This is a genomic window from Helicobacter mehlei (genome assembly GCF_007280785.1).
In the GTDB taxonomy this organism is placed as follows: domain Bacteria; phylum Campylobacterota; class Campylobacteria; order Campylobacterales; family Helicobacteraceae; genus Helicobacter; species Helicobacter mehlei.
This window is the reverse complement of sequence record NZ_VKGC01000029.1, coordinates 1-12,568: the sequence shown is the minus strand read 5'-3', so window position 1 is coordinate 12,568 and position 12,568 is coordinate 1. Positions and strand designations below refer to the sequence as shown.

The 12,568-nt window shown below is 46.0% G+C and carries 17 protein-coding genes; 15 read left to right on the top strand and 2 right to left on the bottom strand.

All coding sequences use genetic code 11. The features are described 5' to 3' along the window. Window positions 1-73: 73 nt before the first annotated feature. Window positions 74-829 (bottom strand): SDR family NAD(P)-dependent oxidoreductase, encoded by a 756-nt coding sequence (locus FNE76_RS07530; protein WP_120955871.1) that lies wholly within the window; start codon window positions 827-829, stop codon window positions 74-76. A 155-nt stretch (window positions 830-984) separates the two neighbouring features. Between FNE76_RS07530 and FNE76_RS07525 the strand changes: the two genes are divergently transcribed. The 6 genes from FNE76_RS07525 (at window position 985) to FNE76_RS07500 (ending at window position 7,317) form a co-directional block, all read left to right on the top strand. Further along, window positions 985-1,344 (top strand): hypothetical protein, encoded by a 360-nt coding sequence (locus tag FNE76_RS07525; protein ID WP_143928471.1) that lies wholly within the window; start codon window positions 985-987, stop codon window positions 1,342-1,344. A gap of 38 nt (window positions 1,345-1,382) precedes the next feature. Continuing rightward, window positions 1,383-1,769: a molecular chaperone DnaJ gene (locus tag FNE76_RS07520; protein WP_143928470.1), complete on the top strand. Its 387-nt coding sequence runs from the start codon at window positions 1,383-1,385 to the stop codon at window positions 1,767-1,769. Between the two features lie 151 nt (window positions 1,770-1,920). Next, the gene (locus FNE76_RS07515; RefSeq protein WP_120948752.1) at window positions 1,921-2,106 is read left to right on the top strand and encodes a hypothetical protein; all 186 of its coding nucleotides are present in this window, start codon (window positions 1,921-1,923) and stop codon (window positions 2,104-2,106) included. Window positions 2,107-2,117: 11 nt separating this feature from the next. Continuing rightward, window positions 2,118-2,642 (top strand): C40 family peptidase, encoded by a 525-nt coding sequence (locus tag FNE76_RS07510; RefSeq protein WP_120948751.1) that lies wholly within the window; start codon window positions 2,118-2,120, stop codon window positions 2,640-2,642. A 68-nt stretch (window positions 2,643-2,710) separates the two neighbouring features. Further along, complete coding sequence (locus FNE76_RS07505) at window positions 2,711-3,109, top strand: hypothetical protein (RefSeq protein WP_120948750.1); 399 nt, start codon at window positions 2,711-2,713, stop codon at window positions 3,107-3,109. Between the two features lie 356 nt (window positions 3,110-3,465). Continuing rightward, window positions 3,466-7,317 (top strand): Eco57I restriction-modification methylase domain-containing protein, encoded by a 3,852-nt coding sequence (locus FNE76_RS07500; RefSeq protein ID WP_143928469.1) that lies wholly within the window; start codon window positions 3,466-3,468, stop codon window positions 7,315-7,317. 609 nt (window positions 7,318-7,926) lie between these two features. Here the strand turns inward: FNE76_RS07500 and FNE76_RS07495 are convergent. Beyond that, window positions 7,927-8,667: a hypothetical protein gene (locus tag FNE76_RS07495; RefSeq protein WP_120948748.1), complete on the bottom strand. Its 741-nt coding sequence runs from the start codon at window positions 8,665-8,667 to the stop codon at window positions 7,927-7,929. A gap of 71 nt (window positions 8,668-8,738) precedes the next feature. Between FNE76_RS07495 and FNE76_RS07490 the strand changes: the two genes are divergently transcribed. The 9 genes from FNE76_RS07490 (at window position 8,739) to yidD (ending at window position 12,490) form a co-directional block, all read left to right on the top strand. Further along, window positions 8,739-9,224, top strand: coding sequence for a peptidylprolyl isomerase (locus tag FNE76_RS07490; RefSeq protein WP_120948747.1), 486 nt, complete (start codon window positions 8,739-8,741; stop codon window positions 9,222-9,224). Between the two features lie 11 nt (window positions 9,225-9,235). Further along, entirely contained in the window at window positions 9,236-9,478 is a 243-nt protein-coding gene (locus tag FNE76_RS07485) for a carbon storage regulator (RefSeq protein WP_104759116.1), read from the top strand. Further along, window positions 9,478-10,251, top strand: coding sequence for a 4-(cytidine 5'-diphospho)-2-C-methyl-D-erythritol kinase (locus FNE76_RS07480; RefSeq protein WP_162983110.1), 774 nt, complete (start codon window positions 9,478-9,480; stop codon window positions 10,249-10,251). The genes FNE76_RS07485 and FNE76_RS07480 overlap by 1 nt, the downstream gene beginning before the upstream one ends. Continuing rightward, the gene (gene smpB, locus FNE76_RS07475; protein ID WP_143928468.1) at window positions 10,248-10,709 is read left to right on the top strand and encodes an SsrA-binding protein; all 462 of its coding nucleotides are present in this window, start codon (window positions 10,248-10,250) and stop codon (window positions 10,707-10,709) included. Before FNE76_RS07480 ends, smpB begins: the two co-directional genes overlap by 4 nt. A gap of 29 nt (window positions 10,710-10,738) precedes the next feature. Continuing rightward, window positions 10,739-11,194: a TonB-system energizer ExbB gene (gene exbB, locus FNE76_RS07470; RefSeq protein WP_120948754.1), complete on the top strand. Its 456-nt coding sequence runs from the start codon at window positions 10,739-10,741 to the stop codon at window positions 11,192-11,194. Beyond that, complete coding sequence (locus FNE76_RS07465; RefSeq protein ID WP_143928467.1) at window positions 11,194-11,592, top strand: ExbD/TolR family protein; 399 nt, start codon at window positions 11,194-11,196, stop codon at window positions 11,590-11,592. Before exbB ends, FNE76_RS07465 begins: the two co-directional genes overlap by 1 nt. Before the next feature lie 68 nt (window positions 11,593-11,660). Next, complete coding sequence (gene rpmH, locus FNE76_RS07460) at window positions 11,661-11,795, top strand: 50S ribosomal protein L34 (protein WP_013890351.1); 135 nt, start codon at window positions 11,661-11,663, stop codon at window positions 11,793-11,795. A 7-nt stretch (window positions 11,796-11,802) separates the two neighbouring features. Continuing rightward, window positions 11,803-12,174, top strand: coding sequence for a ribonuclease P protein component (gene rnpA, locus FNE76_RS07455; protein WP_120948743.1), 372 nt, complete (start codon window positions 11,803-11,805; stop codon window positions 12,172-12,174). Beyond that, the gene (gene yidD / locus FNE76_RS07450) at window positions 12,149-12,490 is read left to right on the top strand and encodes a membrane protein insertion efficiency factor YidD (RefSeq protein WP_120948742.1); all 342 of its coding nucleotides are present in this window, start codon (window positions 12,149-12,151) and stop codon (window positions 12,488-12,490) included. Before rnpA ends, yidD begins: the two co-directional genes overlap by 26 nt. Window positions 12,491-12,568 lie beyond the last annotated feature (78 nt).

Genomic DNA, 12,568 nt, shown 5'->3' with positions numbered 1-12,568 from the left:
TAAACCTTCGGATTTTTAAACCGCTTTAACTTTGGCAAAACGCAATTATAGGATTTTAAAGCTTAGGAGGGGCTTAATCCTCTAGCGTCCTAGAGACATACAGAGAAGAAAAGGTTTGGGCTACGGGCATCACCTCGATGCGGTTGATATTGACATGCGCGGGTTGCTCAAATATCCACAGCACCACATTAGCAATATCTTCAGGGCTCACATAGGGCACATGGGCGTATAACTCCTCTGCTCTTTGCACATCGCCTTTAAAGCGCACATGGCTAAACTCAGTCCCCCCGCACAATCCGGGTTCCACATTGCTCACACGGATTTTTGTATCGGCTAAATCCGCGCGCAAATTCAGGCAAAATTGCTTGACGAACGCCTTAGTTGCGCCGTAAATATTCCCGCCCGGATAGGGATAAGTCCCCGCAATCGAGCCCATATTAATGATATGCCCCTCATTGCGCTCTACCATGGAGGGCAAAACTAGGCGCGTGATATGCACCAAGCCCTTGATATTAGTCTCTATCATGGTCTCCCAATCATCTAAATGCGCACAAAATGCCTTGTCTAACCCTAAAGCCAAGCCCGCATTATTCACTAATAAATGAATGGGTTTTTCTTGCAAGGTATTTTGAATCCCCGCTTCTAGCTCTTGCTTGTTTTGTATGTCCAAGCAAAGGGGCTTAAACTGCGTAGGATACGCCTTTTCTAGTTCTGCTAAACGCTCTTTGCGTCTGCCCAATCCCACCACAAAATAATTTGCCTTGATAAATGCCAGCGCGATCGCTCTGCCAAACCCAGATGTCGCCCCAGTTACTAAGATATTTTTCATATACACCTCTGCTAAATGCTCATAGCGTAGCGCAAAAAGATCGCCTTTAGACAAATGAGCACACCACCCCTTTTTTAAATATTCTACCCCTTGACTCTCTCTCTCTCTCGCTAAAATGCGGTTGCCTTTTTAGTCTTACAGAAAAGGAGTGCTACATGACTGAGCAAGAGTTGATCTATGAAACGCTTGGAGAAGAGAAAGTCAAGCACCTTGGCGGGACTAGCGACTATATACCTAACCCCCAAGCTAAAACATGGATTGAATTTTACAAAATCTATTCAGGCGATTCCAATCCCATTTGTTGCAATATTGAATGTAATCAAAGTGCTAGCATAGGCGCACATATCAAAGTGGATCGTATCGGCAACAAGTACTATATAGTGCCGGTGTGCTCTAGTCACAACCCCCCACGACCCAACGACCCCTCTTGGGTTGTTAAAAAGGGGACTAGAGCCGTGCCACAAAATTTGAAGAAATCTCAAGAAAAGGGGTTTTGGGCGTCTATTTTTGGGTGAGTGGGGAGCGTGATTAAAACAACAACAAAGGAGCAAACATGTTTATCCAAGATTTGAGTGTTGAGCAACAACAGGTGTTCTTGTATTTGGCTAGAAAAGTCATTGAAGCCGATGGAGTGTTGCACGAATTGCAACTAGGCGCGTTGGATACGATCAAAAAGCAATGCGAATATGGCATCTCTGAAAAAGAAGTGCCTTTAAATACTTTAGGCAAAATTTTTACCACCAACCACGCCAAACATGCCACCTTGCTAGAGCTAACCTCTGTTGCCCTAGCTGATAGCCGTTGGCATGACAATGAGAGAGATACCATCTACTCCTATGCCAAAGAGATGGGGGTATCCACCCAAAAGGTGGATCAACTCAAAGACTGGGTGGTGAAAAACTTCATGCTTTATCAAGAAGCGGTCAAGTTGTTGGATTAGGGGGAGAAAATGGCAGTGCTTAAGATTTTCACAGGTGTTGGGGCGGGCGTTTTAGCTACGACAGCAGCACCGCTTGCAGGCGTAGCCATTGCAGCAGGCGCGGTTGCTACGGCAGTCGCTAGTTCAAAGAAAAGTTAAGGGGGAAAAAGCGATGGCAATGAGTACTGGGCAGACAATCGTTGGAGCGGCTCTTGGAGTTGCCGCTCTAGCGGCAATGGCGCCTCTTACAGGAATAGGTATTGGCGCAATCCTTGCGGGCGAAGCATTGGGAGCAACAGCAGTCGCTAGTGCTGCTGGGGGGGCTGTAGTGGGGGCTGTGAGCGGGAATGAAATGTAAGGAGGGAAAGCATGAGTTTTTTAAAATCAATGCGTAGTGTTGTTGGAGCGGTACTGGCACCAGCAAAATATGCGGGCGATGCGGCTTCAAGTGTCGCTGCTCATATGGGCGATAAAGTGGATGAGCCTGCAATAGGTAGTGTGGTAAAGCATTATCTGATAATAGGTGCTGAACACACGGGAATCTATGTAGGCGATGGTGAAATTGTCCATTGGACAAGTGATAGTAAAGTTGAGAAATGTAGAGCTGGAGAATTTAAGTCTGGTTTTAACGCTGCACTTGCGATGAGCATCTATGTTTCTTGTCGAGGCACAGAACCCGTAGGTTCTCCTCAAACCGCACAATATGCGCTCAGTAAGGTGGGTCAAGGCGAAAAAGAGAGGGGTAAATACAACGAAACCACCAATAACTGCCATATGTTTGTGGTGGAGTGTTTAACTGGTGGCAAGAAGTGCGAACCCCGCTGGGAAGAACCTGACGAGTATTGCAAACAATACTTAGGTGCGAACAAGTGGCGGGTGTGGAAAGGCACTTGAGCAACACCCACGCCTTAACTTGTGTGCGTGGGCGATAGGTTAAGGGTGAAATTTTACAAAGGGACAAAATGGGTATTTTGGATTTTATGGCGGGGCTGGTGGGCGTGGGGGCACAGCGCGCCGATCAAGACACCCCACAGATTATTACGATTGATGAGGAGATCGCCAAACATGTCAAGGGGAGTGGGGATTCTAAGGCGAGCGATTTTGGTTATCAATCTTGGATCGCCTATTACAAAAAAATACGCTACCCTAAGAAAGATGAAGACGCGCGCAAAAACATAGTTCTCAAATGTTGCCAATATTGGTGTTCTAGAGATGCCAACCGGGGAGCGCATGTGAAAATTGAGGGGTATGGGGGGAAGTGGTGGATTGTACCGGTGTGCTCTAGCCATAACCCCCGTACTGATGAGGAATTTAATGTCAAGGCAAACACCATAGCTATTAGACACCCTCCTAAAAAATAGAGGCATATAAGGGGGTTGTGCTGAACATTCTTCCATTACCAACCGCGCCCCAAAGCCCATAAACAGCGGATAGTTGCCTAGCATTAGCGACCTTGTGCTAACATCTGCCCCGCAATTAAGGGATATACCCTTGGGGTGGAACAAAGATTGCCAACAAGCTACCCTGCCCAAAGCTAAAAACCAAATATAGCGAAAGGCTATACATAAAACCTAGCGTGTGCATCTACAATGTTGATTTTTCCAAAGACGCTTCTCTAAAAATCCACCCTAAGGAAATAGGATTTTATAAATGTGAGCGCGCCACTTAACCTCTTAACCCCCATTTTTCTGCTAAAATACCCCTTTTGGAGTCTCCCATGTTTTACTTCCACAACACCCTCTTCACCCCCTACACCCTAGAGCAAGAACTCCCCAAACTCTACAATTTTGCACAGACACAAGAGCAAGCTAAAGAAGTCCTAGAGAAAATTACAGCCCTCAATCTACCCCACTTTAAAACCAGCAATGAACACCAGTTTGAAGATCACTTCATCGCCAAAGTGCTAGACCTCTTGGGTTGGGCGTATTTGCGCCAAGAAGAAAAGAGTATTCAAGGCAAATTAGAAAAACCGGACTTTTTACTCTTTGCAAGCCCAGAGTTAAAACAAGCCTACCAAGCCCTAGACAAAACAGAAAGATACGCCAGCAACGCCTTTTTCAGCGTGATCTGTGAGAGCAAGGCGTATAGCATAGAGGTGGATAGCGGTAAAAAAACCCCCGCGCACAATCCCCATTACCAAATTTTGCACTATCTCAACGCCTTAAGACACAATTATGGCTTTTTGACCAATGGGAGGGTGTGGCGTTTTTATGACGCGCACAAGCCCACTTACCACAAGGTCTTTTTTCAAGTGGATTTAGAGATGATCTTACAAACCCAAGACTTGGAGCATTTTCTCTACTTTTACCACATTTTCAACGCCGCTAACTTTTTGCCCCAAACCCTAGAGGATCGCAAAGAGCACACCACCACAATGGGGGCAGCCTTAAAAGCCAACGATAAAAAGAAAACAGACATTGAAGAAGACTTAAAAAATCTCATCTATGGCACAGAAGGCTATACCTTCTCTTTGTTTGAGGACATCGGGGTGGCTTTGCACGCGCGCCACCCACAAGCCCCCCTAGAAGACATCTATCAAAACACCCTCTATTTTCTCTTTAGACTGCTTTTCATCGCCTACTTTGAAGACAAGTTTGAGGATTTGCTCAAAAAACATAGCGGGTTTGGCAAACATTTGAGTATCCATAACATCTTAGAATGGCTAGAGGACGACCCACAGACCTACTATGGCATGGGCAAATTAGAACATCTCTTTAGCATCTACAATGAAGGCAATGAAAATTATGCCATGCCCCTTTTTGATGGCGGACTCTTTGAGCCTAGTAAAACGCAACTTTTTAAAGCAGGCAAGATTATTAGCGACTCCCTTTTAAAAAAAATCCTCACCCATCTATTCTACTATGAGGATTGCAAACGGGGCTATGCCACTCTAAGCGTGGTGCATTTAGGGAGCATTTATGAGGGCTTGATGTCCTATTTCTTTGCCATCGCTACAGAAGAAATCCACTATTGTAAAACGCAAAAAAGTGAGGGCTACTACGATAACCACGATAAAATTCTCTTAGAAAAGCAAGAAAAGATCACATCCAGCCAAGACTACCCCAAAGGACAGATTTATCTCAAAAACACCTCTAATTCTAGAAAATCCAGCGGGAGTTTTTACACCCATGAGGACATCACCAAAACCTTAGTGCAACACGCCCTAGCCGATTTAAACAATGAAAACATCTTAGAGTTTAAGATTTTAGACAACGCCTGTGGGAGCGGGGCGTTTCTCATTGAAGCGCTAAACCTTGCCAGCCAAAAGGCTTTAGAACACAACTATCCTGCCCTACAAACCCCCTTTGAGCAAGAAAAAGCCCTCATTGAGCAACAAGCCCAACGCTATATCCCCGGCTACCAAGCAGATGAAGCCGCCATTTTAAAACGCCTGCTTTTAAAGAAAATGATCTATGGGGTGGATATTAACCCCTTTAGCATAGAGCTAGCCAAACTCTCGCTGTGGATTGATAGCTTTGTCTTTGGCACGCCCTTGAGTTTCTTAGAACACCATATCAAGTGCGGCAACGCGTTGATGGGTTGCTCCCTTAGCGCATTTGAAGAGTTTTTGGGCAAAAGCGGGAGACTCTTTAATGAGAATTTCTTTAAAGAATTTGAAACCCTAAAAACCCTCTTTAGCCAGCTTGCCAACACCAAAGACAGCACCAAAGAGGAGATCGCCCACTCTAAAGCCCTCTATGCCCAAATCCAGCCCCACCTAGACCAGCTCAATCTCTATCTTAACTTCTACAACACCCAAGAGCTCATCGCCCACAAAGCAGACCCCGCCCTCAAAGAGTTTTGGCAAAGACGCGCCAAAGGGCTAGAGGGCGTGGGGCTAGAACAATTACACACCCCCGCCTATAGCGATGTCAAAGAGTGCATACAAGCCCACGCCCAAGAGTTTAGATTTTTCAACTATGAAATAGAGTTCCCCGAAATTGCCAGCGGGAGTGGTGGGCTCTTTGCCTTAAAACATAGCGGCTTTGACGCCATCATTGGCAACCCCCCTTGGGAGAAGAGCAAATTTGATGAAAGCGAGTTTTTTAGCGCGTTTAGAAGCGCGTACCGCACCTTTAGCCTTGCCCAAAAGCAAGAGTTTAAAACCAACGCCCTAGCAAAACCCTACATCAAAAGGGAGTTTGACACACAACAAGCCCACATCCAAACCACCAACGCCTATTACAAAGCCCATTACCCTAACAGCCGGGGGGCAGGCGATGGCAATCTGTTTAGATTCTTTATAGAACGCCATTTAAGCCTGCTTGGCTCTAAGGGGCGCTTGTGCGTGGTGATCCCTAGTGCGCTCATGCTTGAAGAGGGGAGTTTGGGCTTAAGAAAGAGGCTCCTAGAAAAGCACACCCTAGAGTTTTTCTATAGTTTTGAAAATCGTCAAGGGATTTTTAAAGATGTACATCGCTGTTACAAATTCGCCCTTTTAGGCGTGCGCGCTTTTATCTGCTCTAAAGATCACCCCATCAAAGCCCTCTTTTATTTAGAAGACCTAGAACAGATCCAAAGCACAAAGCCCCTTTTAATCCCCCTTCAATCTCTGTTAAACTCTGCTAAATGCGCGCTCAAAGAGGTCAGAAGCGCGCTAGATTTAGAGATTTTAGAGCATTGCGCTTCTAGGTTTGCAAGGCTTAATGAGGGGTGGCTCAATTTTAGGCGTGAGTTGGACATGAGCGGGGATAAGGATTTATTCAAACCCCAAATGTGGCTAGATTTTAGATCCGAGTTACACATGACAGGGGATAAAGACTTGTTTATCCCCATAGACACACAGAGTAAAACCCAAACAGCCCCGCTAGCAAAAGCTGCGCTTTTGCCCTTGCTTGAGGGCAAACATATCCACCAATTCAACGCCCAGTTTGCCCCGCCCCGCTTTTGTGTGGAGTTAAAGGCACTCCAAGAGAGACTTAAAAGCAAAGAAGAGCACCGCGCTAAAAAGGGGGGGTATAGCGGGGCGATTGCCTATGAGTATCAATATTTGAGGTTGGGGTATCGGGGGATTGCTAGGGATACCGATGAAAGAAGCTTGATTGTGAGTTTGATCCCTAAGGGCTGTAGCGCGGGGCATAGCATGTATTTAAGCGTGCCCTACACTTACACTAAAGAGGGCATAGTAGAAACCCACCCTCTGCAAACTCTCTTTACTTTGGGAGTGCTTAACTCTTTGGTAGTGGATTTTCTCTTGCGCCTGCATTCTCAAATGAATATCAGCAAAATTTACCTCTATGAACTCCCCCTCCCCCAGCCTAGCCTTGAAGAGATCAAAACCAACCCCCTTTACTTGGCTATCGCCCAAAGCGCGTTAGAATGCCAGCTTTATCACGACACCAACGGGCATTTTAGCGATCTAGCCCGCCTGTTTAAACCCCCCCTAGATGTGCCCAAAACCTCTAAGCTTTATCACACCAAACGCGCCCAGCTAGACATCACCATCGCGCGCGATGTCTATGGTTTAAGCCGCGATCAATTCTTGCACCTGCTAGACTCGTTTAGAGTTTTGAAAAACAAACAACCGGGGTTTATCGCCCTTTTAAAGAGTTTGTGGGAGGCAAACTGAAAGCTTGCCTTAAACTGAAAGCTTGCTCATTGAAGGTTTGCCTAAGCGCAAAATTTAAGAAGTTATGGCACAATAATCCTAGCGGTGCCGGGGTGGTGTCCCGGCCTACTATTTCTAGTAGAGTGGTTGGGTTAGGACCACAATAACCGCAAGGATTATGAGTAATTTCATGGTGATCTCCTTTCTAGGGGATCACCCACTATCCCCCCGACCCACAAACCTAAAAGTTACCTTTTAAGCCGTTTCTCCAAATGACCCAAAGCAGACCACCATGTGCGCCATAGGGCAGGATTATAACGAAAATTGAAGAGAATCAGCGCAAAATTTAAGAAGTTATGGCACAATAATCCTAGCGGTGCCCGGGTTTCCCCGGGCTTGCACTATTCTAGTGTAGTGGTTGGGCAAAAACCACTAACACCGCTAAGATTAGCATTAAGCGCATGGTGTGCCTCCTTTCTGGAGGATCACCCGCTGCGACTCTCAAAAGCTACGCTTTTGTCCCACAAGCCTAAAAGATAAGTTCTAAGCCGTTACGCCAAATAGCCCAAAGCAGACCACCATGTGCGCCATAAGACGCAATTATAACTAAAAAATTAAAGTAAAATGGAATTAAAGCAATTTGCGTTTTTGCATGGCGCGCAAAAAGTCGATGATCACCCCTCTTTTAATGACTTTAATTTGATTTTGCCCACCACCAAGCATGCCCATGAAGACTCCATGCGCATCAAAAAGGGGGCGGCCAAGGGGGGTATCTTGCAAACTAGAAGGGTTATGTAAGTTTTGGACTTCAAAGGCGTTTTTAGAGCCTACTTGGGGGTAGTAGAGGGTTTTTGTGCTGGGTGTCTGGCTATGGGCTAGGAGGTTTTGGGCGTATTTTTTGTAAATGCGGGCATGGTAGTAACTCTCGGGGCGCACTTGGCAATTATCATTGGTGAAAACATGCGTGCCCAAGAGGGAGAGTCCGCGGTTGCGATCGATGGCTTTAAGGCGTAGGCGGGCAACGCAGATGAGCAAGGGCGCGCTATCATCCTGCATTCTAGCCATGATGGTTTGGGCATACATACCTTGATCAAAGACCAAGCTAGAGGCACTCAAGTAATTCCCATTTGGCAACAAGAGCCCATAGCCTTGTTTGTAATGCCCATCGCTAAAATAGGCGGTTAAAAATGCACTGCTATAAATCCAACGCTCAGTAGGAGCAGATTTGGGAGATTTTTGTTGGTTGTTTTTGGGGGCGGTTTTTTGGGGGGTTTTGACTTTTTTAGCTGGGTGGATTAAGGAGGTGTTGATCCCATCAGCCTGCAATGCCCCCAGTGCCAACAACCCCAAGACAACCGCCAATGCCCGCATACACGCCCCATGCTGATAAATTAAGTTGAAATCGGTAAAATGTCCGAATCTTTTAACTTTAAGAGGATTTCATGGAGACACTCAAAACTTACAATCTAGAACCCCAAGTCTTAGCCACTTACAATTACGCCACAATCCACACCAATAAGGGGGCAATCAAAATCCGCCTATTTGGTAAAGACGCGCCCCAAGCGGTGAGCAATTTTGCCACTTTGGCTAATGAGGGCTTTTACAATGGTCTAAGTTTCCACCGCGTGATCGCCGGCTTTGTCGCCCAAGGAGGTTGCCCTTATGGGAGTGGGACAGGTGGTCCGGGACACCGCATTAAATGCGAGGTGCAAAATAACCCCCACAAACACAAGAGAGGGGCTTTGTCCATGGCGCATGCGGGGCGCGATACCGGGGGGAGTCAGTTTTTCTTGTGTTTTGCACCCCAACCCCATTTGGATGGGGAACACACAGTATTTGGGCAGATTGAAGATGAACAAAGCCTCAAGGTGCTCGATTCTCTCAAACAGGGCGATGTGATGGAGAGCGTGCAAATTAGCGCAGAATAAGGCAAGATGCCGTGTTAATTTTGGCCAGAAAGCTAGGCGAGGGGGTGGTGATTGGGGAGGATATTTATATCAAGGTGGTTTCCATTGACAAGGGCAATGTCAAATTAGGTTTCCAAGCCCCAGCCCATACCTTAATCTTGCGCTCTGAGCTTAAAGAAGCAGTTGCCTCTGAGAATCAAAAGGCTTCCCAAGCGGTGAGCGATGAGGTGTTGGTGGGTATGGGGCAATCCATCCAACTGGGTAAATTGAAGTGATCCCCTTTAGTTTTGAGGTCTATCCTAAGATCAATGTCTTTTTAAAAATCTTAGGGCTACATGGGGGTTATCACACCTTGATTTCTAGGCTTGTGCTGGTGAAAAATACCTTTAAGGATTTTGTATCTATCCAAGCCGGATCGGCATTTGCCCTTAAGGGTAATTTTGGTTGTGCTTTGCAAGAGAACACCATTTATCAAATGCTCCAAGTCTTAAAGTGCCACTTGCAGGCTAAACAAACCCCCCCCAGCCTTTTAAAACTCCTAGATACCCTCCATGTAGAGGTCGAAAAGCACATCCCCACCCAAGCGGGCTTAGGCGGGGGGAGTGCGGATGCGGGCGTGCTCTTAGCCCAGCTCAATAGGCATTTAAACCTAGATTTGAGCTTGCCTGAATGCTATGCAATCGGGGCACAGGTGGGGAGCGATGTGAATTTTTTTATTTCGGGTTATCCAAGTGCGCATGTCTATGGTCGGGGCGAATGGGTCAGCCCCTTTGAAGAACCCCCACTAGAGTGGGAGATTTTAACCCCCCCCATGGCTTGCCAAACCGCTAGGGTTTATGCCCTCTTTGAAAAGACCAGCCCCTTTGGGGGTATGCATTTGCCTAGCGACCAACTGCTAAAAAAATATGGTCGTAGTGCCTTAAATGATCTGCTCACCCCCGCATTAAAAGCTTATCCCAAGCTAGCGCAACTGGACAAGCAATTACCCCCACATTGGTTTTTTAGCGGGAGTGGGGGTAGCTTTTTTACGCTTAAGGGGAGTGCATGAAAGAGGTCGCGCGCAATAAAAAGGCCTACTTTGATTATGAGATTTTAGAAAGTCTAGAGGCGGGGATTGTGCTGGCAGGTTCTGAGGTCAAGGCGATTAGAATGGGTAGGGTGAATTTAAAGGATAATTTTGTTAGGATCGTGCGCGGTGAGGCTTTTTTATTTGGCATGCATGTGGCGCACTTGGCAAATACAAACACCTACTACAGACCTGATGAGAGGCGTTCTAGAAAGTTGCTCTTGCACAAAAAGCAATTACGCAAGTGGTTTAACCAAGTGGGGCAACAACGCTTGAGCATTGTGGCGTTGAAATTGTATTTTAACCAAAAAAACCGTGTCAAACTCCAAATTGCTTTGGTTAAAGGGAAAAAGCTTTATGACAAAAGGGAGGACATGAAGAAAAAGGCGTTGGAAATAGATGCTAAAATGGCCTTTAAAAATCACGCTAAAGGTTCTTGATGAAAGATATGATGGGTTCTTGGACTTTGATGAAAGAAATGGTGGAATATGGGATTTTAGGATTTTTGGCATTCCTCTCAGTGATTGTGATCGCCATTGGCATTGAGCGGGTGTGGTTTTATGCCACCATGCGGGTGGATGATTACATGGACAAACGCAAATTAGAACTTGATTTGCACCGCCGTTTAACTTTGGTGGCGACCATTGGCTCGAATGCGCCCTACATCGGGTTGTTAGGGACCGTTACGGGGATCATGCTCACTTTTATTGATTTGGGCAATACGGGTGCGGTGGATACTAAGGCAATCATGGTCGGTCTGGCTCTTGCGCTCAAAGCTACGGGTATGGGCTTGATTGTGGCAATCCCCTCTGTGGTGATTTATAACATGCTGGTGCGTAAAAGTGAGGTCATCATGACCAAGTGGGACATCTACCACAACCCCGCTACAGAGGAAAACTCCTATAACCGCTTGGATATAGATTGATGAAAAAAATAGACTCCATGAATGTCGTTCCCTTTATCGACATTATGCTTGTGCTCTTGGTAATTGTGCTCACCACCGCCTCTTTTGTGCAGACCTCCAAGTTGCCCATCAATATCCCCAGAGTAGATAAAAGTTCGGACAATGCTCAAGATGTGCTGAATAAAAAGCAAGTCAATATCGCCATTTCGCATAAGGGCGAGTTTTACCTCAACAAACAAAAAGTGAGTTTTGAGACGCTCAAGCGCACTGTAAGGGGCTATGCCAAAGACACGCCCATTATTTTACAAGGCGATAAAGATAGCAATTTGGATAGTTTTGTTAAGGTAGTGGATTTGTTGCAAACCAACCACTTAAACCAGCTTTACATTTTAGTCGAGGATAAGAACAAAAACCCGTGATTTTAGATAGTTTTTAGAGAAGTTAGGCTAGAATGCCACGATATTTTTTGGTTTTTTAAAGGATTAAAATGAAGCGCACCTACCAACCCCACAACACCCCCCGCAAGCGCACACATGGTTTCTTAGTGCGCATGAAAACCAAGAATGGGCGCAAGGTGATCAATGCTAGGAGAGCAAAGGGCCGCAAACAACTCGCCGTTTGATTGTTGAGTGCAATCGTTAAAAACAACCCGACAATTTAGCTATGTCTATAAAAAGGGTGTTAAAAAACACCACCCGCTCTTTGTGATGCATTGCTTGCGCTTGGGCCAGCATGGTGTTTTTTTTAACCACCCCTCTGCCTCCCTGCTGGGTTTGAGTGTTTCTAAAAAAGTTGGGAATGCGGTTTGCCGTAATTTGATCAAACGGCGCGTGCGGGCGATCTTAAGGCATGCGCTCATAGAAAAACAAGCCATTGTATTTGTAGCTAAAGCGGGTATTGATACCTTGAGCTATCAGGAATTAAAAGAACAGATACTGGCTTGTTTGGCAAAACCCCTAAAGGTTAAGAGAAAACATGGCTCTTTTAGCCCCACTTCTTAAAAGACTCCTGCGTCTCTATAGGTATTTTTCGGCTTTCAAGCCTGCTTGTTGCCGCTACTACCCTACTTGTTCGGCTTATGCCCTTTGGCTCATCCATTGTGAGAGTCTCCCTAAAGCCCTCTATAAAATTGCCAAACGCATTTTATCCTGCCACCCCTACACTTCAGGCGGGATTGCCTACCCTGTTGGCTCTAAACATATCCAACCCATGTTTTGCGCCCCCAAAGAAGTTACCTTGGCGTATTTCTTAGTGCCCTTAAACCCCAAAACCCCCTCCCCTTACTACATCCTCAAGGTCCATAGTGAAAGACAATAATTTAAAACTCATTCTAGCCGTTGCGCTCTCCTTTATCTTTTTAACCATTTATAGCTATTATTTCCAGCAACCCACCCC

What these genes read in the sequence shown, in the direction of transcription:
- FNE76_RS07530 (WP_120955871.1), bottom strand. Translation starts at nt 829, where the DNA reads ATGAAAAATATCTTAGTAACTGGGGCGACATCTGGGTTTGGCAGAGCG.
- FNE76_RS07525 (WP_143928471.1), top strand. Translation starts at nt 985, where the DNA reads ATGACTGAGCAAGAGTTGATCTATGAAACGCTTGGAGAAGAGAAAGTC.
- FNE76_RS07520 (WP_143928470.1), top strand. Translation starts at nt 1,383, where the DNA reads ATGTTTATCCAAGATTTGAGTGTTGAGCAACAACAGGTGTTCTTGTAT.
- FNE76_RS07515 (WP_120948752.1), top strand. Translation starts at nt 1,921, where the DNA reads ATGGCAATGAGTACTGGGCAGACAATCGTTGGAGCGGCTCTTGGAGTT.
- FNE76_RS07510 (WP_120948751.1), top strand. Translation starts at nt 2,118, where the DNA reads ATGAGTTTTTTAAAATCAATGCGTAGTGTTGTTGGAGCGGTACTGGCA.
- FNE76_RS07505 (WP_120948750.1), top strand. Translation starts at nt 2,711, where the DNA reads ATGGGTATTTTGGATTTTATGGCGGGGCTGGTGGGCGTGGGGGCACAG.
- FNE76_RS07500 (WP_143928469.1), top strand. Translation starts at nt 3,466, where the DNA reads ATGTTTTACTTCCACAACACCCTCTTCACCCCCTACACCCTAGAGCAA.
- FNE76_RS07495 (WP_120948748.1), bottom strand. Translation starts at nt 8,667, where the DNA reads ATGCGGGCATTGGCGGTTGTCTTGGGGTTGTTGGCACTGGGGGCATTG.
- FNE76_RS07490 (WP_120948747.1), top strand. Translation starts at nt 8,739, where the DNA reads ATGGAGACACTCAAAACTTACAATCTAGAACCCCAAGTCTTAGCCACT.
- smpB (WP_143928468.1), top strand. Translation starts at nt 10,248, where the DNA reads ATGAAAGAGGTCGCGCGCAATAAAAAGGCCTACTTTGATTATGAGATT.
- exbB (WP_120948754.1), top strand. Translation starts at nt 10,739, where the DNA reads ATGAAAGAAATGGTGGAATATGGGATTTTAGGATTTTTGGCATTCCTC.
- FNE76_RS07465 (WP_143928467.1), top strand. Translation starts at nt 11,194, where the DNA reads ATGAAAAAAATAGACTCCATGAATGTCGTTCCCTTTATCGACATTATG.
- rpmH (WP_013890351.1), top strand. Translation starts at nt 11,661, where the DNA reads ATGAAGCGCACCTACCAACCCCACAACACCCCCCGCAAGCGCACACAT.
- yidD (WP_120948742.1), top strand. Translation starts at nt 12,149, where the DNA reads ATGGCTCTTTTAGCCCCACTTCTTAAAAGACTCCTGCGTCTCTATAGG.